This window comes from Anaerolactibacter massiliensis (assembly GCF_900290205.1).
Lineage (GTDB): Bacteria > Bacillota_I > Bacilli_A > Erysipelotrichales > Erysipelotrichaceae > Bulleidia > Bulleidia intestinalis.
In genome coordinates this window covers 742,483-765,443 of sequence record NZ_OLMH01000002.1, presented here as the reverse complement: position 1 = coordinate 765,443, position 22,961 = coordinate 742,483, and the positions used below count along the sequence as shown (strand labels likewise).

Below are 22,961 nucleotides of genomic sequence, written 5' to 3'. Positions count from 1 at the left end.
TCCTCCTGATGCAGGGTCATTATATTACATTCGGTGCTATGATAGTCTTCATCCGGAGGTGTGCATGAAGGTCGGACAGAAAATCGCAGTGATTCTTTCTCTTCTGATTTGTCTTGGAGGAGCGATGTATTATGATGCATTCCATACGGCTCCTTCCCGCTTCCAGGTGCGTTATGAAACGCTGGAGTCCGTCTTCATTCCTGCGAGCATGGATGGCGTCTCGATTGTGTTCTTCTCGGATCTGGACTACAACCATTTCATGGACGAGGAACGGATGACCAAGCTCGTCAATACGATCAACAGTCTTTCTCCGGATATCATCCTGTTCGGCGGCGATCTATTTGATCAGGATCCGGACTATATCGATGATACCGTCGGTGCAAGGCTCACGGAGCTTCTGAAAGAGCTGGATGCTCCGCTGGGCAAATTCACCGTGCTCGGTGATTTCGATGAAACCGATGACAGCATGGAGTCGTATGTGAAGCAGATTCTGTATGATGCTGATTTTGAGGTGCTCCAGAATCAGAGCGTGCTCCTGCGAAGAGGAGGCAGCGACTCGATCACACTGGTCGGCATCGAGCCACAGTCTTCCGATCATCAGGATCTCACAGCAGCCTATTCGAGTGTCTCGCGGACGGCCTATACGATCGCCCTCTGCCATACGCCGGATACGGCTGCCCTGGTTTCTTCGGAGCTGACGGATTACTTCCTGGCCGGCCACAGCCATGGCGGTCAGGCGTACTGGGGATTCGGTGCCCTGTATATGCCAGAGTATGCCCAGGAATACTTCCGGGGCAAGCATACGGTCTCTGGTTTCACCCTCGACATCACGAACGGAGTCGGCACCACGATTCAGGATGTCAGATTCCTGGCGAATGCCGAAGTCGTGAGATATGAGCTGAAGCATAAAGCCGTAACCGATTCCGCCCAGTGAGATTCTTTTCTGAGAATGTCAGAGATTTTCTGTTTTTTTCTCCTTTCAGCAGATTCGTAGGGTTTCTGCTGATTTTTTTCATATATGGTCCTATGAATCACATATATTAGGGCTTCTTAAGGTTAATAGTTTTCAGAAAAATTACATTTATCCATGATTTTTCAAAATATTTTTTACTGTTTTTTATTCAAAGTGCATGTCTTTTGCGTTATGATGGAAAAACACGAGGTTGAAGATATGGGATTGATTGAACAGAAAAAAGCTGATAAACGAAGAAGACTTCTGGAAAGTGCGTACTCTCTTTTTGCGGAAAAAGGTGCAGCAAGTACAAGCATTGCTGAGATCTGTGAGAAGAGCGGGATTGCCAAAGGAACATTCTACCTTTATTTTGAAGATAAGCAGGACCTGGAGCAGAATCTGAATTCCAGGATCTCCCACTTTCTGTATTCCGATGGACTGGAATACGCGATTGAGCATCATACCGAATCAGTGTCCGAGAATGTCGTCGGTCTGATGGATTATCTGATTGACCGGTTTGAAGCAGACAATGATCTTCTGAAAGTGCTGCGCAGAGGATTCACCTGGGATTTTTCTCTGCATCCTAAAGAAGGGACGGGAGAAAATCCTGATTTTCTGAAAGCCAAGAAATTTCTGGATGAAGATCCCGCTCTGAATGGCGTTGATCAGGATGAGTTCCTGAAGAAGCTGTGCGTGACTTTCTCAATGGTAGCAGATACCGCCTACTTTGCGATTCTCTATCAGATTCCCGGCACGATGGATGAGATGAAGCCGATCCTCGAAGAGATGATCCGGAAAGCATTCTGAAATAAAAAAACTCCATATGGAGTTTTTTTATTTCAGGACTTTCCGCAGCTTCTTTGCATAGCGGTCGCGCTGATCGGGACCGCAGTTCGAGAGCTGCGAAAGAAGTTCATAGATTTTCAGTTTCTCGTCGGTGGAATAGGTCTGATCCAGTTCCACGGCTTTGACGATCAGGTTCAGGCTGTCCAGAAACTGGCTTTCCGTCTCATGGGCGCCATGCGCATATACTTTGTCAAATGCTTCGGCAATTCCGTTTTTATGTGCTTTATGAAACAATCCCATACGGACCTCCTGGTTCAGAGATAATCTTCTGCTTCGGCAGGATGAACGGTGATCTCCGTGCGGTTCTTCACGCATTCCTCCACCATGGATGCATAGTCAAAGCGGGATTCATAGAATGATGCTTTCTTCGAAGTGGGCTTCGTCACCGGATTCTTCGGATCGAAGATCGTGCAGCAGTCTTCATACGGAAGAATCGATGTCTCATACGTTCCGATCTTCCTTGCCAGGTCGATAATGTCTACCTTATCCACGCAGATGAGCGGTCGCAGAACCGGCATCGAGATCACTTCATTGATGCAGGCAATGGATTCCAGCGTCTGCGAAGCAACCTGGCCGACGCTCTCGCCGGTTGCTAAGGCAAGGCATCCTTCTTCCCTGGCGATCTGCTCCGCGATGCGGAACATCATGCGGCGCATCAGCGTGACTGCATACGGATCACCGGCGGCTTTGTAGATTTCGAGCTGCAGGTCGGTGAATTCCACGATATGAACCCGCATGCGAAGCTGGTTGTAAACCGATACCATGCCCGCAAGATCAAGAACTTTCTGACGGGCATTCTCACTCGTATACGGCGGAGATGCAAAGTGAACGGCTTCGACATCCAGGCCCCGCTTCATGAGTTCATAGGCAGCGACTGGCGAATCGATTCCTCCCGACAGCATCAGCAGCACTTTGCCGTTGATCCCGGCCGGATATCCGCCGGCTCCCGGAATCTTCTCACTGGTCAGATACGTGAAATCAGAATGGACTTCAATCCGGATTTCCAGTTCGGGTTCATGGACATCGACTTTCAGATCGGTCGCTTTCAGGATCTCCCCTGCCACGGCTCGGTTGATGCCATCGGAATTCAGCGGAAAGGTCTTGTCATGGCGCTTCGTGATGATCTTGAACGTATGCTTGCCGGATTCGGACGCAATGCGCAGGCAGGCTTCTTCAATCGCATTGAGATCGGATGGAACCTTCTCCGTGAAAGAGAATGAGCTGATGCCTGAAACCTTGGAGAGCAGTTCCCGGATCTTCTCAGGATCTTCGCCATTCAGACGGATGTAGATGCGGTCAAAAGTCCGCTGGTAGGTCAGGGCTGGAAAGTCCTTCAGCATATGCCGGATATTCTGATCCAGCTTGCGGATGAAGTCTTTCCGGTTTTTTCCTTTCGTGCTGAGTTCTCCATAGCGGATCAGCACAGTATCATAGTTCACCATAATGTCTGATAATCTCCTTCAGGGCTGAGAGAAAACGATCAACGTCTTCTTCGGTATTGTGATAGGAAAGTACGATTCTGATCGAGCAGGAAGCTCTGCGGTCGCTGTATCCCATGGCCGTCAGCACATAGCTTGGGTTATTGGAATTGCTTTCGCAGGTAGAGCGGGCGCTGACCAGGAAGCCTTGCCGGTTGAGCGCATTCTGCATGACTTCGCTCGGAATCTTCTCATAAGAGAAATTGACGGTACATGGCAGATTGTGCTCCGGGCTGTTGAGCTCGATGCCGGGGATTTCTTTCAGTCCGCGGATCAGCCGCTGCTGCAGCGCTCTGACTTCGGTTTCGTACTTCGTCTCATTTTCAAGGGCAAGTCTCAGCGTCTTGGCAAAGACGATGTCCGCTGGCGCATTGGCAGTTCCTCCGCGCAGACCGAATTCCTGCTCGCCGCCGGAAATGATCGGCTCAAGCTTCACATATTCCCGACGCATCAGAATGCCGCTGCCTTTGAGGCCTTCAATCTTATGCGCGCTGATGCTGGCCAGATCGATGCCATCCATGGGACAAGGGATCTTGCCGATGGCCTGCGTCATATCGACATGGAATAATGCATGGCTTTCTTTCTGCACGACTTCCGCAATATCAGAGATCGGATTGATTGCCCCGGTCTCGTTGTTTGCCTGCATGATGCTGACTAATACCGTATCCGGACGCAGGGCTTTCCGGACCTGGTCAGCAGTGACGGTACCCTGTTCACTGACGGGAAGATACGTGACTTCATAGCCGAACAGACGCTGGAGCTGCCTCATGGAGTTCATGACAGAACTATGCTCAATGCTCGTGGTGATCAGGTGTTTCCGGGAAGGATCGGCAAGTGCGCTGCCTTTGATGGCCAGGCTGTTGGACTCGCTGCTTCCGGAAGTAAACAGGATCTCATCTGCCTTTACGCCTAAAAGCCCGGCAGCAGCGCTGCGGGCTTTCTCCATCATGCGATGGACTTCACTGCCTTCGTCATACAGGCTTTCGCTGTTGACGAAGTACCGGTCCAGCAGATCCTTATAAGTTTTCAGAACATCCGGATGGACAGCAGTCGTGCTGCCGCTGTCCAGATAAACTCTACGCGGCACTCTTGGCATTCTCCTTGATCATATTCTCATAGTTCCCCGGATGAATCTTCTCGATCGTCGCAATGGCAATCGACAGCGCCTGCGTATATTCGCCATTCCGGAAGCAGAGTTCGGAACGGGTCAGCTCGGAATCGATATCTGCATAGGTAGAGCGGTAGCGGTTGCCGAATACGATCGTATTCTCGACCATGATCACTGTGGCGACGACGTTATTCACGTTGTTGTAAAGCTTGTAGATGAAGTCGATGGCTTCCTTGAGCGTGCTGCTGAGCAGCTGTACGTTCAGCGTCGGCGCATTGATCAGACGGTCGATCGAATGAATGTACTCATTCGCCTTGGCCATATCCTCTTCATACTGCTGCGAGATGGAAGGCAGCTTGTACTTGCGGATCTTGACCTGCATCTGGTTCATGATGACCTGCAGCTTGACCAGCTGCTTGCGAGCCCGATCCTCGCCTCCGGCAGTATTGTCGATCTCTGCCCGCAGTTCCTTGAACCCGGAGTTGCAGACGGTGATTTCCTGATTCAGCTCCTTCATCGATGCCATCACGGAGCTGGCCGGAGACTGGTTCTCCTGATACATCTGAAACACTTTCGGCATCTTCGCAGAGACGGTCGCCAGACGGTCTTTCTGTCTGCCGATCCGCTCTTCCATATCAGAAAGTCCGAGCCGCGGCTTCAGACGTGCATACAGATCATCGATATACTTGGCATTGCGCTCCGTCTCATGGAACAGCGTTTCGGTTTCGCCGGCAAACTTCTTGAGTTCCATGAACGATTCGGATTCCTTCTTGACGGCCTGATCCATCTGCGTGAGACGGACTTTGTAGTCATCAAGATGTTCGCGGACCCCGTTCAGATTGCCATCCTTGATGCCGGCAAGGTCTTCCTTGAGACCGGCCATGATGACCTTGAGGTTCTTATCGATCTGCAGATGATCCAGATAGACGCCACCATCTCTGGCGGTCGTATAGTCCTGATGCAGCACTTCTGCCATCTTCGGAACGACGCCTCTGGCATCGCTGAGCAGATCCGGCAGAGACTGGATCATGCTTTCCAGGCGGGAGATCGACTCTCTGATATTGTCCAGCTCCGCATTTGCCTTCTCGAAGTCGGATGCGTACATCCATTCTTCAAATGCCGAGAACATCTTCTCGGTATCGGAGATATTCTGCTCGATCGTCGGCCAGATATAGGAAAGCTGGCTCTGGTTCTCGGCAGCCGTATTGCGCAGATCGCGGAAATGATTCTTGAGCTCCGTGACTTCCTGGCGCTGGGCAGTTTCCTTTTCCAGAATGGAGTCCAGGAACTTGTCGAGCGAACTAACCTGCTGCTCTCCGAGCGAGATCGAAGCTTCGAGATCTGCCAGATCCGGCTTCACCTTCTTGAGCTTTCCGGCAAGAATCTCATCTTCCGTATCAGCAAGCTGCTGGGAAATCTGCTTCAGATTCGCTTCTGCTTTGTCGAAGTCATCCTTGGTCTGCGTGACTTTCTGCATCGTATCCGGTTCTACCCGGCTGATGGCCACTGCCTTATTGAGCTTGAACGAAAGCGGAACGGATTTGATCGTGTTGTAGCGGACTTCCAGCTCCTCCAGCTGATGACGGAACTTGTTGCTGCGGATCTTCTGGACGATGAACCATATAATAATCAGTACCACCACTGCCGCAATGGCAATGACGATACGGATATCTGATAGATATTTCAAGACAGTATCCATTCTCAAGCACCTCTAGATTACCCGTTTATTCTAACACAATCATGTGGTCGGTTTTCGTTGACTTTGCCACTGCCCGTCTCTATAATGATGGGGCGTCAAATAATGGCAGCATGCAGAGTCATGCGCAGCGCGTTGCTGAGAGAACGAGGTTCTCCAGCCGGAGTAACTTGCTGCAAAAAGCGAAACGGAATTACAGCAACACAACGCATCGGTGATCTGCACCTGTTGTTGTTTCGCCAGTTGTCATAAGGAGGAACTAACACATGGCACGTTATACAGGACCGGTATGGAAGAAGTCAAGACGTCTGAGCTTCTCCATCCTTGAAACCGGTGAAGAACTCAAGAAGAGAACTTACGCTCCTGGTCAGCATGGCCCAACCAAGCGCATCAAGCTCAGCGGCTACGGCACTCAGCTCCGTGAGAAGCAGAGAGTCCGCAACATGTACGGCATCAACGAGCGTCAGTTCTACAACACCTTCGTCAAGGCATCCAACATGGATGGCATGGCAGGTCTGAACTTCCTGCTCCTGCTCGAATCCCGTCTGGACAATCTTGTCTACCGCATGGGTTTCGCTCGTACGAGAAAGGCTGCCCGTCAGCTGGTCAACCACGGACACATCGAAGTCAACGGCAAGAAAGTTGATATCCCGTCTGCACAGATCAAGCCGGGTTCCGTCATCGCTGTACGCGAGAAGTCCCGCAGCATGAAGCCGATTGCTGAATCCCTGGATTCCAACTATACAGCTCCTGCCTTCGTCAATGTTGACAAGGAAGCTCGCAAGGGCACCTTCGTCCGCCTGCCGGAGCGTTCTGAGCTGAACCAGGAAATTAACGAGTCCCTGATCGTTGAATACTACAACAGGTAAAAAGCAAGGATCTGAGAAGTGTGATGATTATGCGGTTTTTTGCAGAAAGCTGCGTAGTTATCGCACTTTTTTAGTATTCGTCAGTGATGCCAAACGATGCCATCTGAAACGAGTTAGCACCTATTTGTGGCGGAAATGTGGCGGAAATTCTATACATGCAAGCATGAGCCAATAAAAAAGCCCCCACGGTTTTGTCCGCGGGGAGCAACATGCGGAGGGCATATATGCCTGCAGTAATTATACCGCCCCGGGGTATAAACAAAAAATTGAAGTTTTCCAGACTTGATCATATTTTTTTTCTGGAACTGGTGATAGAGGCGGACAGGTCAGGAACCCCCGCTGGATTTTCGCCAGTTCTGTTTTCTTTTTTTCTGTTAATTGCTTTTCTGAACATCCTGAAAATGCAGAAGTCCGAAAGCAGAGCGGTTCGAAAACGATACACTGCTCGTACGGACTTCCTTTTCATTTCCGCAGATTGTTTTATCTATTCATGAATCTGATGATCGGTGCAGAAAAAAGAGAACTGCATTGCAGTCCTCAGAAGTCGCGTTCCATATGATGGCGGATGATTACCCGTATGATATCGGCAGCGAGTTTCACGTCATCGTTGCAGACGACATAGCGGTAATTGCCAGTGCTTTCCAGCTCCTTCTCGGCTTTTGCAAGCCGCTGCTGGACAATCTCTTCCGGTTCAGTCTTGCGGCCACGGATGCGCTTTTCGAGCTCTTTCATGGAAGGCGGTACAATGAAGATTGTCAGTGCATCAGGCACTTTCTCCTTGACCTGCCGGCAGCCGTTGACTTCAATCTCGAGGAGCACATTTCTGCCTTCATTGCGGAGCTTCTCTACTCCGGCAAGCGGAGTTCCGTAGTAGTTGCCGACGAATTCGGTCCACTCGAGCAGTCCTCCTTCATCTCTGACTTTCTCGAATTCTTCTTTAGTTACGAAATAGTAATTGATTCCGTCCACTTCGCCCGGGCGTTTCTCACGGGTAGTCATGGAAACGGAATATGACAGTTTCAGGTCCGGATCATTCATGAACTCTTTCAGAACAGTTCCTTTGCCAACCCCTGACGGTCCGCTGACCACGATAAGCAGCCCCTTCTTTGTCATGCTTGATCTCCTTTTCCCTTGGTAATAATTTACACAGACAGCCAGGCAGAGTCAATGATGGTATAATGCTCCGGTAACAGGAGAACAGCTATGGCACTAGACGGAATTCTGCTTTATAAAATCATGCCGGGAATCCAGGAATGTCTGCCTGCCCGCATCCAGAAGATCTATCAAATCTCCCCTTCGGAGATTCTTTTTCAGATTCACGGACCGCTCGGGAAAAAGCAGCTTCTGATCTCCTGCCATACCGAATACAACCGCCTGCTGATCACAGAACGCAGCTATCCGACACCGGATGAGCCAGGCAATTTCATCATGGTCCTGAGAAAGTACCTTGAAGGCGGCATGATCACCGAGATCGCTCAGGCCGGCTTAGACCGCTGGTGCACGCTTTCCGTGCGCAAGCGCAATGAGATGGGTGATCTTGAGACGTGGAGCCTGATCGCAGAACTGATGGGCAAGTATGCCAACGTGATCCTGGTCAATGCCGAAGGGATCATCGTCGATGCCCTGAAGCGGATTCCTCCGTTTGAGAACATGCAGCGTATCATTCAGCCAGGGGTGAAGTTCACGCCTGCCCCGGCACAGAACAAGCGCAATCCGTTTGCGGATCCTCATCCGGAAGATGGCATTTCCCTCCTGAAGCAGTTCTCAGGATTTTCGCCTCTGCTTTCTGCAGAAGCAGAATACCGCATGGCATCCGGCCAGTCATTTGCGTCCATCATGCAGGAGATTCAGGATTCCGATCAGCTTTATATTGCCAATGATGGCAATAAGCCTGCCTTTCACTGCATTGAGCTGAAGTCCATCGGAGCATGCCGGCATTACCCGCTGTATGAAGGTTTCGATATCCTGTATTACCATAAGGAAGAAAAAGACCGGATCCGGGAAATCACCGGTGATATCTATAAAGTATGCCGGCGGGAACTCAAGCATCAGAAGCAGAAGCTGCCGCGGCTATTGAAAGAGATGGATGAAGCGATGGACTGCGACCGGTGGAACCGGTATGGAGAGCTGCTGTATATGCATCAGGTCAATGATACGAAGGGACAGACTTCCATTACGCTGAATGACTATGAGACGAATGAACCGGTGAAGATCCCTCTTGATGCAAGGCTGGACGGAAAAGGAAATGCCCGCAGATGCTACGCGAAGTATTCGAAGCTGAAGAAAGGCCAGAAATATCTTCAGGAGCAGATCGGGATCACGGAGAATGAGATCAGCTACTTCACCGGCCTGCTCGAACAGCTGGATCAGGCCGATTTCGATACCGCAGAAGAGATCAAGCAGGAGCTGATCAAAGGCGGATATATTGCCGCAAAGCAGACCAGGAAACGGCAGAAGAAACATGCCCAGGAAGGTCCGCATATCTCTTCGATCACGCTGGGTAACGGAGTGAAGATTTCCTACGGGAAGAACAATCTGCAGAATGATGCGCTGACCTGGCACCATGCACGCAGGAATGAGATCTGGCTTCATGCCAAGGATTATCATGGCAGCCATGTCGTGATTCATGAGAGCGATCCGGATGAATATACGCTCAGGCTTGCGGCAGAGATCGCTGCGTACTTCTCTGCCGGAAGAAACAGCTCCAGCGTGCCGGTGAATTACTGCCCAATCTCGCAGTTAAAGAAAATACCCGGCGCAAAACCGGGTATGGTACAGCTTGGCTCCTACAAGACGATCTACATCGATCCTTCCCGTGAAGACCTGGAAGCTGCCGGAATCGAAACAGACTGAGCCATGGCTTCCTGTTTCAGCAATTCAATTTCATGTTTCTGAAGGGGACGGTACTCCCCTTCTTTCAGTTCTCCAAGCGTTAATGAACCCATTGATATCCGCTGCAGGGAAAGAACCGGGTGATGGAAGTAATTCATCATCCTGCGGATCTCCCGATTTCTGCCTTCCTGCAGCGTGATCGAGATCAGCGTCTCCTTCGGGTGTTCCGTATAGGACACAATCTCTGTCTCTGCCGGAAGCGTCATGCCGTCCTCGAGCAGAATGCCATGTTCCAGCTGACGGATCTGCTTCTTCGTGAACTGGCCTCCGACTCTGCAGAGATAAGTCTTCGGAAGATGATGGCGGGGATGAATCAGCAGATTGCTGAACGCTCCGTCATTGGTCACCAGCAGGAAGCCGGTCGTATCAAAATCAAGACGTCCGACCGGAAAGATGCGTTTCCCGTCAGGAAGATAGGAAAGGATCGTCTTTCTGCCGCGGTCATCTGATACCGTGCAGAGCACCTTTGCCGGTTTGTTCAGAAGGTAATAGACTTTCTCTTCAAAACTGATCGGTCTGCCGTTCACGGTGATCACGTCATCGTCATCGGCCTGCTCGCCAAGTTCAGCAATATGGCCATTGACGGATACCTTCCCTGCCCGGATCAGCTCTTCTGCCTTGCGGCGGCTAGCAATGCCGGCGGCAGCGATCTTCTTGGAAATCCGTTCTTTCATGATCAGTGATGATTCAGTGTATTGCCCCAGTAGGCACTACCGGCTTTGCTGTAATCATTCATCAGCATGACTTCAATCTTCTGAAACGAAGGATCTTCAGCAGCCAGCATCTGACAGGCAGTCAGACGCTTTCTGCCATCGACGCACACATAGCCATCCTCGGTGCGATTGACATGGACCGGAATTGCCACGCCGCGCTTGCGGATGGAGTCCAGCAGGACTTCACCGGGATCTTCCGGTTCCCAAGAGATTTCTGAAAGATCCGCTTTCGTGTTGATCATAGCCGCCTCCGGGAAGTGAACCTCTTTTTCTTCTGTTCTTCTTCCTCTTCTTTTTTCTTCTGCTCTTCTTCGGCTTTGCGGATTTCCTCGAGATTCATCATTTCGGTGTTCAGGATCTCGATGGCCTGAGTTACCTCGAGCGGCTTCTCACTCTTCTTCTCTTCTTCGCGGTGCATCTGTTCCTTCTTCAGCTTACTCTTTCTCAATGCCTTGAGAATTCTCCAGAGGATCAGCAGGAAGATCAGGGCTGCGCCGAAGGCAAGGCTTGCCCGGATCAACGTCCATTCCATGTCATAGGAACTGGTCTCATGCGTTACCGTTTCAGACGCATCCTCGCTGAGATAATTGTTGCTGGTGCGGCGGGAAGTCAGCAGGAATTCTCCATCGGCATTCGCCATGAACGTGATCTTGTTGGCACTCTGGCGGGTATAGCATTCCTCGACATCGTCGTCTTCAGGATTGTAGTAGAGCACCGTATACACATCGCCGTCTTCCGCATCAGATGGCTTATCAATCGAGAAGATCAGCGGACCGTCGGTATCATAATCCTTCAGGTTCTTCAGCAGCGTAATCGTGAAGGAATCATTCTCATCGTTTCCCAGGGATACCGCTGCCCGGACCATCGAGGCTTCTGCTTCTTCGCTGATGCCTTTGCTGATTCTGACCCGGTACGTATCTTTCCAGAACCGTTTCTTCGTCAAGGAATCGCCGAGCGGTACCGAAATGCAGAGACCAGACACACCAAGTCCGAATTCATTGGCATCGACGACATAGCGCACATGACCCTGGAATGCTTTATACGCAATCGAATCAAAGGCCCGCAGCTCGTTCTGGGTCAGATATGGCTGCATGTTCCGGTCGATTTCTTCCTTGAGGGCGATGATCCGGTCGGCATCTTCATCGGTGATGATCTCATAGCTGGAATACGTGCTGATGGCATCGAGGATTTCCTGCTTGATCTCTGCCCGCTTCTCGTCTTTCTCCGCACTGACGGAAATCGAATAGGAGATAGAGCAGCCGGCATACGTAACAGTGACCTCCTGATCACCAGCTGCGGTCATATCAAATCCGCTGATCATCGAAGTCGTCAGCGGCGTCACTTCCTCCGTTCCATCCTGGAAGTGAACCGTGACAGTTCCCTTCTGCAGGCAGATCCGGTCATTGAGCTCATATTCGGTCTGCGGCATCGAGGAAAGCTCAATCGAAGAGACTTCCTTGTACTGGGCAGTGAAGGTCTTGTCTTCGGTAATGGAATCCGTGCTGCTGTCCCATCCGATAAACAGTGCATGATCCTTGGTCGGAGCAGCGCAGGCAGCGTTCATGCCATTGGCGATCTGATAGCGGACTTCTGTCTCATTGCCGGCAAACGTTCCGCCATCCGCATTGAAGGTCACAGTTGAATAGGAATCCTGTCCTTCCTTGGTTCCCTGCAGGATGATCTGAATCGCATCCTGGCGGATGTATCCGACATCATTGGCATAGTCATAGTTATAGGAAAGATCCACCTTGGAATCCTGATCCATGGTTGCTTCAGACTGCACGACATACCAGTCGCCGCTGTCATTGGAGATTTCACCGAGAATGACAAAGGCGAAGTCCGGAGAGGTTCCGGTGCTGTACAGCACGCCGATGCCGTCCGGATACTGGTAGACTTTCGTCTCTCCTTCTTCGGTCCGGATGCCGAGGGTATACGTATTCTTGTCATTGGCACCGAGTGCTTCATCGAGTCTCCGGTAGTAGGCTGCCGTCTTCTCGCCCAAGTACGGATCCGAGGAATAGCTGACGTTCATGCCTGAAGAAAGATTGCCGAAGAAACTGCCATGGAACTGATCTTTCAGCGGACTGCAGTAAGCCCCGGAAATATAATAGCGGGCATGCGAATACACGCTGTTTGCCAGCGTCGTGAACCGCGATGCATTGGCTTCTGCATCGTTGTCGTATGCTGCATGCGAGAACAGGTTGTTGCGCGTATAGCTCAGCGCACTGCGGCCGCTGCCGGATTCATCCTGGCTGATGGCAAGCATCATGAGCGCATTAGCCCCGTATTCATACTGATACTGCCAGAAGCTCACGATATTGCCGTAGTACTGGGAGCGGGTCAGCGTATCATTGATGCCGTCTTTCTCGTTATCCGAATAGAAATCGATCTGCCCCTGTACGTCCATCGTTCCGGTCAGATACGATTCCATGTCCTGATACGAGGCATTAGTCAGTGTCCGGTGGCTGACATACTGGTAGTAGTCATACCATGGATTGCCGGCATTGACGGCGGCTTCATGGACATTGTTCCGCAGATCATCCAGCATCGCATACAGACTGTCATCGGAATAGAAATAATGTCCGTCGAAGCTGTAATATGCCTCGCCTTCTTCCAGGAAGTCAGGCGCAGTTCCCTGATCGATGATGACCGCATAGTTGTCATCATCCATCTGGCTCTTGATCTCATGGTAGAGCTTGCCGCCCTCAACCAGATACATCGTCAGACGCGTCGTCACATTCTGCAGCGGCACGATCGTGACATTATCGATGCTTGCCCAGGCTTTTGCCCCGGAAATCATGAACTCCGCTTCTGTCCCGTCGTCGTTCGTCGTGAGATAAGCCGCATCCTTGCCAGCGCATCCGTTGATCTCCCTCGAAGCACCGTCAATGGCATTCGTATAGGTGACATTGTAATCGCAGGCTTCCGTGGTTTTCAGATAGGCCATGGCATATTCTGCTTTCAGGGTCACGGCATCCTTGACGATGCCGAGGTTGACATAATCTCCTTCCAGCTCGCTGAAGCGGGCAGCTGCTTCTTCATAAGTGTCAAATGCTTCGATGACGGAATTGCCGGTTTCAAAGTCCACCAGATGGTAGCGGCCATCGGATGGCGTATCTCCCGGCTCTATGGCCTGCACAGGCGTCAGCGCCGCGAAAAGAAAAGATGCGCTGAACAGCAGGCTCAGAATCTTCTTCCCATGCGGGATCCGGTTCGTCTTTTTTCTGTTCATGCGTATCATTTTACTATAAATAAGGAAAGTGTTCACTGCCTTTTAGTCCTGAACGACCACCGCAATCGCGACCGGCCAGATTGACCGTTTCTTCAGAAACTCCTCAGGCTTCTCGACAATCCGCTGCCCGTATACCGCATTGTAGAACTGAAAGCGGAATGGAGATCTTCTGCGGAAAGCCGTATAATGCGCCGCGGTCTGATGCCGGTAGAGCAGGATGCCGAAATTGCTTTTCTGCATTGCAGCAGCGACTTTCTCCTGGGTTCCGATCACAAGCGAACCATGCACGCCATGTTTCTTCAGCCAGAAGACGATGCCGGCAAAATCCTGTCCGAACAGTCCGCCGGTCAGGTTATGGCGGCTGAGCCCTTTGCTGGCTTCTTCCATCGAGACATCCTGGTGAAGCATCTTCATGAGATTCCAGCAGGCAATCCATCCGCAGCCCGTTTCGGAAGTATCCCGGAAGCCGAATGGAATGTCCTTCATCCTGCCCTGGTAGATGAGATATCCTTCTTCATCGAAGCAGGAATCCGGGATCCGGTATCTCCATGAATCCGGCACATAGCGCATCAGCCTGCCCTTCGGATAATACCGGCAGACAATGCAGGCATTACGGAAAACCGGCGCTTTCGTGAAGGTCAGAACCTCCTGCGGATGAAACAGCTTCAGGATCTTCTCCGTCAGGACATTGATGCCTTCGGCATATTCTTCTTTCTTCCGGTCCTTTTCCGGAATAATCATCAGAATCGCAGTTCCGCCGGAATGGATTCTGATATCAGCAATGGCAAGTTTCCTGCCATTGCGATAGATCTGCCATGCCTGAAGAGGAATCTCTCTCTGCAAACGAAAAAGCTCTTCTGGCCATTGTTCTGGCGGAAAGAGCTCTTCAGCCTGTTCACATGGAATCAGAGCCAGGTGAATCATTCCGCCTCCGTCTGCTCTGACTCGGTTTCCTTCAGAAAGCGGACTGCTTTTCTCAGAAGATTTGCATCGTTATCGTAAGTCAGAAGTGCTGCCGCATCCACCAGGCGCACCCAGTGAAGCTCCGAGATTTCTTCTTCCTGTGCACAAAGCTTTCCTCCATCCGGGTTGGCCATGAAATAGACCACATCCTTCTGAACACCAGGTCTCGGACTATAATGTGTTTCTTCCCGGAACCCGTCGATGAACCGGATCTTCACGCCAGTCTCTTCTCGGACTTCCCGTCTGGCTGTTTCCTGTTCCGTTTCCTGATCTTCAACATGTCCCTTCGGGAATCCCCAGTGGCCGTCATTCTGCCGGATGACCAGGGTGTAGATATCTCCGTCCTGGATCTTGCAGACAATTGCTCCGCATGATTTCTCTTTCGCTTCTGCTGTCATCTCGCAACCTCCCTTACGCTGACATCGTTCAGTATATCACAATCAGACTTTCCGGATTACTTCGCTTCAGCAAGCTTCCGGCCGAACTGTCTGCACGCATTCAGCCCCGCTTCATCCGGTTTCTTCTGACAGAGCATCGGTTCTGCAATCAGCACCATGCCTGCATCCTGGCAGTCCTTCTTCCATGCGTCCATGTAGGCGCCATTGCCCCAGCCCCACGAACCGAACAGAGCCACTTTCTTTCCCTTCAGCTCCGGTTTCAGCTGGCTGTAATAACCCCGGAAGATGCCATCGAGTTCCTCATTTCCCATGGCCGGGCAGCCCATGGCGATCACATCGCAGGTTTCCGGATCTTCCAGTTCATCAATCATGCAGAGTTCCGTCTCTGCTCCAGCTTCTTTCGCTCCCTGCTCGATGGCTTCTGCCATCTCCTGGGTATTGCCGGTATTCGTCCAGTAAGCAATTGCAAGTTTCATCGTCAGTCTTCCTCCTTGTACAGATATGCTTCGGCCAGATCGCATGCGATCCGCACGCAGTCCGGACACGAACAGAGCATCTTTCCGGTATCAATTCCTTTCAGATCACGGCAGCGAAGCGCTCCTGCCTGTTCCTTGAACTTCTTCGTCATCGCGGAAGCGATTGCCATCGTGGTTCCTCTGGTCAGATTGCCAGGATCGCCGCTGCTGTATTTCAGCCCGGCCAGCATCACTGCTGCATTCAGCGCTCCGCACGTACCGAGCGAACATCCGAGGCCTCCGCCCAGTCCTTCCGAGATCTGATACAGTTCTTTTTCAGACAGATCGCACTGATCCGAATAGGTGCAGAGCACTGCCTGGGCACAATTGTATCCGGACATTCTCCGTTTTACTGCCTGTTCTCTTCTTGGTTCCATCGTTCTCCCTTTCCTCTACCAATTATAAGAATTTCCGGTTCAGAACAAAGCATGAGACTTTCTGATTCATACAGATTGCGGAAAATGACAAACCAGAACAAAGACAGGCGGAAGCTCATTTCCGTCTGCCAGCATGATTCAGTCCAGGGTGCCGTTCAGGTATTCGATCGCATAAGCCGCATACATCGCAACCCCGACTCTGAGGCAGTCCTCATCGATATCGAAGTGCGTGTCGTGGTGCGCGACTCTCGTTTCCGGACGGCTGTCGTTGCCGGAGCCTACATAGGCATAGACGCCAGGAACCTTCAGAATAAACTCTGCGAAGTCATCGCCGCCTAAGGCAGGTGCACGATTCGTGACGACATGCTCGCTGCCGAAGAGACCGATGGCAGTCTTCTGCGCTTCAGCAGCTGCCTTCTCATCATTGATCAGCGGCGACGTATTGTCATTCCATTCGAAGCTTACCGTTCCGCCATAGGATTCTGCGATATTCGTCGACAGGCGTTCGATGTCTGCTTTGACCTGCTTGCGGATCTCTGGCTTGAAGACCCGGATCGTGCCTTCGAGTTTGGCTTCTGCGGCGACGATGTTGTAGGCATCGCCGGAAGTGAACTTTCCGATGCCGACGAGGACATTGTCCATCGGCGAAGTGCGGCGGGTGATCAGAGCCTGGATCGCAACGACGATCTGGCTGGCGATATACAGTGCATCGATGCCTCTGTGCGGAACGGAGACGTGGGCTGCTTTGCCGTGGACCGTGATGCGGAACCAGTCGACGCTGGCGTTGTTCGGGCCCGGGGTGATGGCGATATCCCCTGCCGTCACATCGCTGGCGAGATGTTCGCCGAACGTGCGATCTGCGCCATCGAGGTCTCCTTCATCGACGATGACTCTGGCGCCATAGCCGATCTCTTCGCCTGGCTGCCAGGTGAAGCGGATCGTTCCGCTGAAGAGATCCTTGTTGGCATTCAGGATTCTGGCTGCTCCGATCAGGGCAGCGTCATGGGCATCATGTCCGCATGCGTGCATGCGGTTCGGAATCTGGCTCTTGTAAGGGCAGTCATGTTCTTCCTGCTCCGGCAGAGCATCAATGTCGGCCCTGAGAACAATGGTTCTCTTTCCGGGGAGATTGCCTCTGATTTCGGCATAGACGCCGGTTCCGGCAATGCGCTTATGCGGGATGCCGAGCTTGTCGAGTTCTTCCTCGATGCGCTTCTGCGTGTTGAATTCTTCTTTTGCGATTTCCGGGTGTTCGTGGAAATAGCGGCGCAGACCGACCACATAGTCATGGTCTGCAAAGGTCTGATCCATGATTTTCTGTTCCAGTTCGTTCATATGATATGCCTCCCTGAAAGGAACAGCCTCGCGGCTGTTCCTGCTTGGTTATTCTGCAGCGGTTCCGGCAGCTGCCTTCAGATCATCCAGAGAAGAATACTTCTTGGAATAGAGAGTCAGCGGAGCGATGAGCGTGTCGCCGATTGCTTCGATCTCATACCCCTGTGCTTCGACTTCGTTAGCGAGGTATGCCTTGTGCTGGAAGGAGTTCAGATCGATGTCACCTGCGTTCAGAGCATCGTTCGGAAGATCATAGGAATCAAAGGAAACAAGTTCGATGTAGATGCCTGCATTCTCATCATCGAGAACTTTCTGAACTGCTTTCCACTGATCGTTGTTGGCGCCGCAGACACCGACGGTGACGACAGTCTTGCCATCTTCAGAGGATTCATAGGAATCGACTTCTTCGACTACAGAAGCCTTGTTCTGTTCTGCTTCATCAGATTCATAATCGAAGACCGGATAGAATGCATTCTCGTATTTGCCGAGGATGTAGTCAGCGACATACTGAGTCTGGAATGCTGCGACGATGGTCTTGTAGGTTTCATTGTCCTTGTCAGCAGTGCGGGCAACGATGACATTGACATAAGGGTTGTCTCCGCCTTCGCCCTGGTCTTCAATGATCAGGCCGTCTTTTTCAGGATTCAGGCCAGCCGGAATTGCATAGGTTCCGTTGATCGTAGCAGCGCCGAGGTCATCGAGGGTCTGCGGCAGCGTATCAGCAGACTGCGGAACGATCTCGATGTTGTACAGATACTTCGTGATGTCCTTAGTTTCCGGAGCATAGCCGGCAGCCGGATCTACTTCGATCAGACCTGCGGATTCAAGCAGCTTGATGGCACGGCCGCCGTTGGTCGGATCATCCGGAATCGCAATCTGAATCGGATCGCCGGATGCAGCAGCGACTGCGGTGCTGGTTGCAGATGCGGATGCGGCCGCAGAAGCTGCTGCAGCAGTGCTGGAGGAGCTGGAGCCGCAGGCGGTCAGCGTGCTTACTGCGAGAATGGAAGCAAATACTTTTCTGATGTTGTTCATATTCTTTTTCTCCTATTTTCTATTTCACATATTTCCGGAACAGTGCCCGGTTCGTAGTCTTTTTTGCAAGTGCATTTCCTAAGGTCTGAAGCAGGGATACGAGGATCAGCAGCAGAATCACGCATACGTTGACGATGTCCTGGTGGTGCAGACTCTGGCCGTAGTTGATTGCGAAGCTTCCGATTCCGCCTGCGCCGACGGCGCCTGCCATCGTGGTCAGACCGATCAGGCTGATGGCGGTTGTGGTGGTGACGCGGATCAGTTCCGGAACTGCTTCATGCAGGTATACCCGGAAGATGATGTCTTTCGTGGTGCAGCCCATCGAGCGGGCTGCTTCGATCTTGCCCGGATCGACGTTGGCCAATGCGGTTTCCACTTGTCTCGTATAGAATGGCACGCAGCCGAAGACGAGCGGGATGATGGCACCTTTGACGCCGATGGCCGTACCGGTAATGGCGCGGGTCAGCGGGATCAGGAAGATCAGCAGGATCACGAACGGGATCGAACGGAACACGTTCACAACCACATCCGTGATGTGATACAGGCCTTTATTCGGGCGGATGCCGGAAGGTTTCGCAGCTTCGAGAATCACGCCAAGGCATAGCCCGATCAGGAATGACAGGATTCCGGCCAGCCAGAACATCTGCCAGGTAGCAGCAACTGCCTTCTGGAACTCCTTCATGTAATCGAAGAGGTTCGGGAACAAGTTTTCAAGAAATCCGTTCATTTTCAATTGCCTCCACCTGTACCTGACAGCTCTTCATGAATTCGATTGCTTCACCGATCTTGCTGCGGTCGCCGCGGATGAGGACGATCATGCCGCCAAGCGGCTTTCCCTGCAGCATCTCAACGTTTGCGATGACGATGTTCAGGTCGACTTCGAACTTTCTGGATACCATCGAGATCATCGCATCGCCGACGCTGTTCTCATCAAACTGCAGCTTCAGCAGCCGGCTGTCCTTGTCCGTTCTGACTAATGTGCTGTCTTCGCTCAGCAGACGGTTCACATTGCCAAGTCCGCTGGATTTCGAGACGAAGCGTTTCGTGATCGGCTCAACCGGATGGGAGAAGATGTCATAGACCGGACCTTCTTCCACGACTTTGCCGTTTTCCATGACGGCAACCCGCTGGCAGATTTCCTTGATGACCGCCATCTCATGGGTGATCATTACGATCGTGACGCCGAGCTTCTGATTGAGATCCTTGAGCAGCTTCAGGATTGATTCGGTGACATCCGGATCGAGTGCGGAAGTTGCTTCATCGCTGAGCAGGATCTTCGGATCATTCGCAAGCGCTCTGGCAATTGCGACCCGCTGTTTCTGGCCGCCGGACAGTTCGCTCGGATAGGAGTTCAGCCGATCGCCGAGATCCACGAGATTCAGCAGCTCCTTGACCTTCGCATCGATCTCTGCCTTGGATTTTCCGCTGTATCGCAGCGGAAACGCGACGTTCTCATACACCGTGCTGCGGTCAAGCAGATTGAAGTGCTGGAAGATCATGCCGATGGATCGGCGCATTCGGTTCAGATCTTTTTCGCTGACCGGCTTTGCATTCTCAGGCTTGCTGGAAGCTCCTTCCGGAATGTAATACATCTTCCCTTTCCTGGCGCTGATCGTTCCGAATCCGCCGATCATGATCTCTCCGGAATCCGGAGTCTCCAGGAAATTGATACATCGCACGAGCGTGGATTTGCCGGCACCGGAATATCCGATAACACCGTAGATTTCTCCATCTGCGATTTTCAGACTGACATCATCTACCGCATGAATCTCGTTGTCCTTCATATAGAATGTCTTGGAGATATTTCTGATTTCAATCATGCGTTTCCTCCTTTAACAAAAAACCGTCCCTGGCATAAACTGCCAAGGACGGGAATCATTCCGTGTTACCACCTTGCTTCATCGGCACATCACTGTGCAGACCTCATCGAGTACAGACATACTCTATTCCGTTAACGGGGAAATCCGTCATCTCCTAATTCAGTTCGGAGATGCAGCTCCAGGACCATGTTCACCTGCCTTCCGCCTGTTCCCTTTCAGCGTACAGGAACTCTCTATGGAGGTTTCCAGCAGGTTACTCTTCCCTTCTTCGCTTGTATCCTGAGTTTAATACCAGATAATCAATAGGATTCGGATTTTGGCGATGATATCGCCTTTTATATTGTCAGCAGTTTATATATTCTGTGTTCCCAGTTATTCCCAGTTATGATATAATTTCTCTGGAGGTCCCATTATGAACGTAGAAACCACTACCTACGCCAACGGAGAGGTCGCTATTTTCCTTCGTGGTAAACAGTATAAGGACGGCAGATGGGTCAATATGCCTGCACAGTTTCTCGGCCTTGTCAGTGACTTTCCTCAGTATGAGGATCCTGTTGCCTATTTCAGGCAGTTCTATAAAGAAGAAACGAAGAAGCAGAAAGCACAGGAAAAGCTGGATGCTCTGAAAAGCGATTCTTCTTCGGTATCGATCATGCTCAATCTGAATGAGCAGCTCGGCCTTGGAGAATCTGCAGTTCGGAATATCGGTTATGTTGCGTTCAAACGGATCTATAAAGAGTTAAGACTTGATGAATTCTGGAGGAGACAGACCAGGGGATTGAAGATCGAGTATGACATGGAGAAGATTTTCTATCTGCTCGTGATTTCAAGGCTGATGGATCCCGGTTCAAAAAGATATACTTTTGCCAATAAGGATCAGTACTTTGAGCCATTGGAAGGAATTGAACTGGAACAGATTTACAAAGCGATGGATCTCATTGCTGCGAATGATCAGCCTATGCAGCAGTGGATTTATCATCAGTCCAAGTCTTTCATCCAGCGTGATACCGAAGTCTGTTATTATGACGGGACCAACTATTACTTTGATATCTCTCATCCTGATATTGATGAAGTTGATGATGAAGGAAATATCGCTGAGAAAAAGCTGAGAAAAAGAGGACTGGAAAAGAATCACCGGCCTGATCCGATTGTCAGTATGGGGCTTCTGCTGGATAAGAATGCTCTGCCGGTTACCTATACGCTCTACCCCGGCAATGAATCTGAAAAGGTTCACATGATTCCTGCAATTGAACGGGCCAGGAGAGGACAGATGATCGGAAGAATCATCAATGTAGCAGACCGCGGTCTGAATACCAGTGAGAACATCTGGCATCTGTCCGGCGCAAATGACAGCGATAAGCCTGGAAGAATGGACGGATATGTATTCGGAAAATCTGTAAGAGCAGCAGATAAGCAATTCAAAGAATGGGTTCTGGATCCGAAAGGATACGAGACGGTTTATCTTGATCCGGACAGGCTGTACTCAGATGACGAAGACGTTGACAGCAGTAATGGTAAAGTAAAATTCACCTACAAGATCAGAAATGAAGTAGTGAGGCTGAATATTCATGTGGAAATGCCAGACGGGTCTGTGAAGATCAAGAAGCCTAAAACTTCTCAGCGGCAGATGGTGTACTATTCCGAAAAGTATGCCAGAAAGCAGCGGCTTGAGAGAGAACTGATGATCGAACGGGCGAAAGATCTGATTGCCAATCCGAAGAAATACGATCGGGTTACTTCAGCTGGTTCTGCGTCCTATATCAGGAATATCAATTTCAATAAAGATACCGGTGAGGTTACCGGAAGAAACCTGTCGCTTGATTATGACAAGATTGCCGAAGAAGAAAAATACGATGGCTACTACGCAATCGTGACAAGCGAGATGGAGATGGCTCCGGCAAAGATAAGAGATGTGTATCGAGGCCTGATCAGGATTGAGCATACATTCCGGATCACAAAATCAGAAATGGAAACCAGACCAGCATATGTATGGACGACCGAACACATCAAGGCTCATTTCTCAACGTGCTACGCTGCACTGTGCATGCTGAAGTTTCTGATGTACCGGATGGACAATGAATACACGGCATCGCGAATTCTTGACTCTTTACGGAAATGCAATGTAACGGAAGAAGACAATACCTACTGGCAGTTCACCTATTATGATGAAGTCCTTGCACGGATTGAGAAGCTATTCGGCATTGATCTCAGGACGAGGCACAGAACCAGGCAGCAGCTGCGCAGACTCCTCAGATACTGACCTGATCACCCATCCCCGGAAAATCGATAATTATTTCTGGAATTCCTCAGATAAACCTTAACTGGGAAAACAGACAAAGTGGACAGAACCGCATAACAATCGCATTCTGTCCACTTTTGCTATAAAACTTGAGCGGGGAAATCCGTCATCTCCTAATTCAGTCGGAGATGCAGCTCCAGGACCATGTTCACCTGCCTTCCGCCTGTTCCCTTTCAGCGTACAGGAACTCTCTATGGAGGTTTCCAGCAGGTTACTCTTCCCTTCTTCGCTTGTATGCCCTTAGTTTAGTCACCACCGGACAATTGTCAATCAGGAATTTCAGAAAGTTTTCATCAGAGATTCAGAATCGTTTTCAGAAATGTAAATATTTTCAAAAAGAGGCAGGCACAGAAGCCTGGAATCAAATGCCTGCAGGGCTCTGATCCATTCTTCAGAAAATCATTCAGAAATATCCGTCCTTCCGGACCCAGAA

The 22,961-nt window shown here is 50.9% G+C and carries 21 protein-coding genes and 1 other annotated feature; of the genes, 5 read left to right on the top strand and 16 right to left on the bottom strand.

Annotation, left to right across the window (positions count from 1 at the left end; translation table 11 throughout):
• Positions 1–64 precede the first annotated feature (64 nt).
• Positions 65–934, top strand: coding sequence for a metallophosphoesterase (locus tag C7E00_RS07160; protein WP_105303642.1), 870 nt, complete (start codon positions 65–67; stop codon positions 932–934).
• A gap of 237 nt (positions 935–1,171) precedes the next feature.
• On the top strand, positions 1,172–1,759 hold the full coding sequence (locus C7E00_RS07155; protein ID WP_167836511.1) for a TetR/AcrR family transcriptional regulator: 588 nt from the start codon (positions 1,172–1,174) through the stop codon (positions 1,757–1,759).
• Between the two features lie 27 nt (positions 1,760–1,786).
• Here the strand turns inward: C7E00_RS07155 and C7E00_RS07150 are convergent, their stop codons facing one another.
• Genes C7E00_RS07150 through C7E00_RS07135 form a run of 4 tightly spaced genes read right to left on the bottom strand, consistent with a single transcriptional unit; the run spans position 1,787 to position 6,083 of the window.
• Entirely contained in the window at positions 1,787–2,038 is a 252-nt protein-coding gene (locus C7E00_RS07150; RefSeq protein WP_105303640.1) for a hypothetical protein, read from the bottom strand.
• Positions 2,039–2,052: 14 nt separating this feature from the next.
• Positions 2,053–3,240 (bottom strand): tRNA uracil 4-sulfurtransferase ThiI, encoded by a 1,188-nt coding sequence (gene thiI / locus C7E00_RS07145; RefSeq protein WP_105303639.1) that lies wholly within the window; start codon positions 3,238–3,240, stop codon positions 2,053–2,055.
• Positions 3,227–4,372, bottom strand: coding sequence for a cysteine desulfurase family protein (locus C7E00_RS07140; protein WP_105303638.1), 1,146 nt, complete (start codon positions 4,370–4,372; stop codon positions 3,227–3,229). The genes thiI and C7E00_RS07140 overlap by 14 nt, the downstream gene beginning before the upstream one ends.
• On the bottom strand, positions 4,353–6,083 hold the full coding sequence (locus C7E00_RS07135) for a septation ring formation regulator EzrA (protein WP_105303637.1): 1,731 nt from the start codon (positions 6,081–6,083) through the stop codon (positions 4,353–4,355). The genes C7E00_RS07140 and C7E00_RS07135 overlap by 20 nt, the downstream gene beginning before the upstream one ends.
• Before the next feature lie 263 nt (positions 6,084–6,346).
• On the opposite strand from C7E00_RS07135, the gene rpsD reads away from it, so the two are divergent.
• On the top strand, positions 6,347–6,949 hold the full coding sequence (gene rpsD / locus C7E00_RS07130; protein ID WP_105303636.1) for a 30S ribosomal protein S4: 603 nt from the start codon (positions 6,347–6,349) through the stop codon (positions 6,947–6,949).
• Positions 6,950–7,486: 537 nt separating this feature from the next.
• Here the strand turns inward: rpsD and gmk are convergent.
• Positions 7,487–8,062 (bottom strand): guanylate kinase, encoded by a 576-nt coding sequence (gmk, locus tag C7E00_RS07120; RefSeq protein WP_105303634.1) that lies wholly within the window; start codon positions 8,060–8,062, stop codon positions 7,487–7,489.
• Positions 8,063–8,152: 90 nt separating this feature from the next.
• Between gmk and C7E00_RS07115 the strand changes: the two genes are divergently transcribed.
• A complete protein-coding gene (locus C7E00_RS07115; RefSeq protein WP_105303633.1) occupies positions 8,153–9,802 on the top strand; it encodes an Rqc2 family fibronectin-binding protein in 1,650 nt (549 codons plus the stop codon).
• Here the strand turns inward: C7E00_RS07115 and C7E00_RS07110 are convergent.
• The 11 genes from C7E00_RS07110 to C7E00_RS07060 form a co-directional block, all read right to left on the bottom strand.
• Complete coding sequence (locus tag C7E00_RS07110) at positions 9,748–10,515, bottom strand: pseudouridine synthase (RefSeq protein WP_105303632.1); 768 nt, start codon at positions 10,513–10,515, stop codon at positions 9,748–9,750. The genes C7E00_RS07115 and C7E00_RS07110 overlap by 55 nt on opposite strands.
• A 2-nt stretch (positions 10,516–10,517) precedes the next feature.
• Complete coding sequence (locus C7E00_RS07105) at positions 10,518–10,796, bottom strand: ParB/RepB/Spo0J family partition protein (RefSeq protein ID WP_105303631.1); 279 nt, start codon at positions 10,794–10,796, stop codon at positions 10,518–10,520.
• A complete protein-coding gene (locus C7E00_RS07100) occupies positions 10,793–13,786 on the bottom strand; it encodes a bacterial Ig-like domain-containing protein (protein WP_167836510.1) in 2,994 nt (997 codons plus the stop codon). Before C7E00_RS07100 ends, C7E00_RS07105 begins: the two co-directional genes overlap by 4 nt.
• Positions 13,787–13,828: 42 nt before the next feature.
• Positions 13,829–14,629 (bottom strand): hypothetical protein, encoded by an 801-nt coding sequence (locus tag C7E00_RS07095; RefSeq protein WP_135358185.1) that lies wholly within the window; start codon positions 14,627–14,629, stop codon positions 13,829–13,831.
• 77 nt (positions 14,630–14,706) lie between these two features.
• On the bottom strand, positions 14,707–15,147 hold the full coding sequence (locus C7E00_RS07090; protein ID WP_105303628.1) for a bis(5'-nucleosyl)-tetraphosphatase: 441 nt from the start codon (positions 15,145–15,147) through the stop codon (positions 14,707–14,709).
• Between the two features lie 56 nt (positions 15,148–15,203).
• Complete coding sequence (locus tag C7E00_RS07085) at positions 15,204–15,623, bottom strand: flavodoxin domain-containing protein (RefSeq protein WP_167836509.1); 420 nt, start codon at positions 15,621–15,623, stop codon at positions 15,204–15,206.
• Between the two features lie 2 nt (positions 15,624–15,625).
• A complete protein-coding gene (locus tag C7E00_RS07080) occupies positions 15,626–16,039 on the bottom strand; it encodes a C-GCAxxG-C-C family protein (RefSeq protein WP_105303626.1) in 414 nt (137 codons plus the stop codon).
• A gap of 138 nt (positions 16,040–16,177) precedes the next feature.
• Positions 16,178–17,374 carry a M20 metallopeptidase family protein gene (locus C7E00_RS07075; protein ID WP_105303625.1) on the bottom strand — a complete coding sequence of 399 codons (1,197 nt, stop codon included), beginning with the start codon at positions 17,372–17,374 and terminating at the stop codon, positions 16,178–16,180.
• A gap of 48 nt (positions 17,375–17,422) precedes the next feature.
• Positions 17,423–18,409, bottom strand: coding sequence for a MetQ/NlpA family ABC transporter substrate-binding protein (locus C7E00_RS07070; protein ID WP_105303624.1), 987 nt, complete (start codon positions 18,407–18,409; stop codon positions 17,423–17,425).
• 19 nt (positions 18,410–18,428) lie between these two features.
• The gene (locus tag C7E00_RS07065; RefSeq protein ID WP_105303623.1) at positions 18,429–19,136 is read right to left on the bottom strand and encodes a methionine ABC transporter permease; all 708 of its coding nucleotides are present in this window, start codon (positions 19,134–19,136) and stop codon (positions 18,429–18,431) included.
• The gene (locus tag C7E00_RS07060) at positions 19,120–20,229 is read right to left on the bottom strand and encodes a methionine ABC transporter ATP-binding protein (RefSeq protein WP_105303622.1); all 1,110 of its coding nucleotides are present in this window, start codon (positions 20,227–20,229) and stop codon (positions 19,120–19,122) included. Before C7E00_RS07060 ends, C7E00_RS07065 begins: the two co-directional genes overlap by 17 nt.
• Positions 20,230–20,270: 41 nt before the next feature.
• Positions 20,271–20,507, bottom strand: a binding site (T-box leader).
• 134 nt (positions 20,508–20,641) lie between these two features.
• Between C7E00_RS07060 and C7E00_RS07055 the strand changes: the two genes are divergently transcribed.
• Positions 20,642–22,489, top strand: a complete 1,848-nt coding sequence (locus C7E00_RS07055; protein WP_135358184.1) for an IS1634 family transposase — start codon at positions 20,642–20,644, stop codon at positions 22,487–22,489.
• The last annotated feature ends 472 nt before the right edge of the window (positions 22,490–22,961 follow it).

Excerpts from the sequence above, each read along its gene's own strand:
- C7E00_RS07155 (WP_167836511.1), top strand. The coding sequence starts at position 1,172 with ATGGGATTGATTGAACAGAAAAAAGCTGATAAACGAAGAAGACTTCTG.
- C7E00_RS07090 (WP_105303628.1), bottom strand. The coding sequence starts at position 15,147 with ATGACAGCAGAAGCGAAAGAGAAATCATGCGGAGCAATTGTCTGCAAG.
- C7E00_RS07080 (WP_105303626.1), bottom strand. The coding sequence starts at position 16,039 with ATGGAACCAAGAAGAGAACAGGCAGTAAAACGGAGAATGTCCGGATAC.
- C7E00_RS07150 (WP_105303640.1), bottom strand. The coding sequence starts at position 2,038 with ATGGGATTGTTTCATAAAGCACATAAAAACGGAATTGCCGAAGCATTT.
- rpsD (WP_105303636.1), top strand. The coding sequence starts at position 6,347 with ATGGCACGTTATACAGGACCGGTATGGAAGAAGTCAAGACGTCTGAGC.
- C7E00_RS07105 (WP_105303631.1), bottom strand. The coding sequence starts at position 10,796 with ATGATCAACACGAAAGCGGATCTTTCAGAAATCTCTTGGGAACCGGAA.
- C7E00_RS07110 (WP_105303632.1), bottom strand. The coding sequence starts at position 10,515 with ATGAAAGAACGGATTTCCAAGAAGATCGCTGCCGCCGGCATTGCTAGC.
- C7E00_RS07075 (WP_105303625.1), bottom strand. The coding sequence starts at position 17,374 with ATGAACGAACTGGAACAGAAAATCATGGATCAGACCTTTGCAGACCAT.
- C7E00_RS07115 (WP_105303633.1), top strand. The coding sequence starts at position 8,153 with ATGGCACTAGACGGAATTCTGCTTTATAAAATCATGCCGGGAATCCAG.
- C7E00_RS07135 (WP_105303637.1), bottom strand. The coding sequence starts at position 6,083 with ATGGATACTGTCTTGAAATATCTATCAGATATCCGTATCGTCATTGCC.
- C7E00_RS07055 (WP_135358184.1), top strand. The coding sequence starts at position 20,642 with ATGAACGTAGAAACCACTACCTACGCCAACGGAGAGGTCGCTATTTTC.
- C7E00_RS07160 (WP_105303642.1), top strand. The coding sequence starts at position 65 with ATGAAGGTCGGACAGAAAATCGCAGTGATTCTTTCTCTTCTGATTTGT.
- C7E00_RS07060 (WP_105303622.1), bottom strand. The coding sequence starts at position 20,229 with ATGATTGAAATCAGAAATATCTCCAAGACATTCTATATGAAGGACAAC.
- C7E00_RS07140 (WP_105303638.1), bottom strand. The coding sequence starts at position 4,372 with ATGCCAAGAGTGCCGCGTAGAGTTTATCTGGACAGCGGCAGCACGACT.
- C7E00_RS07100 (WP_167836510.1), bottom strand. The coding sequence starts at position 13,786 with ATGAACAGAAAAAAGACGAACCGGATCCCGCATGGGAAGAAGATTCTG.
- gmk (WP_105303634.1), bottom strand. The coding sequence starts at position 8,062 with ATGACAAAGAAGGGGCTGCTTATCGTGGTCAGCGGACCGTCAGGGGTT.
- C7E00_RS07065 (WP_105303623.1), bottom strand. The coding sequence starts at position 19,136 with ATGAACGGATTTCTTGAAAACTTGTTCCCGAACCTCTTCGATTACATG.
- C7E00_RS07085 (WP_167836509.1), bottom strand. The coding sequence starts at position 15,623 with ATGAAACTTGCAATTGCTTACTGGACGAATACCGGCAATACCCAGGAG.
- thiI (WP_105303639.1), bottom strand. The coding sequence starts at position 3,240 with ATGGTGAACTATGATACTGTGCTGATCCGCTATGGAGAACTCAGCACG.
- C7E00_RS07070 (WP_105303624.1), bottom strand. The coding sequence starts at position 18,409 with ATGAACAACATCAGAAAAGTATTTGCTTCCATTCTCGCAGTAAGCACG.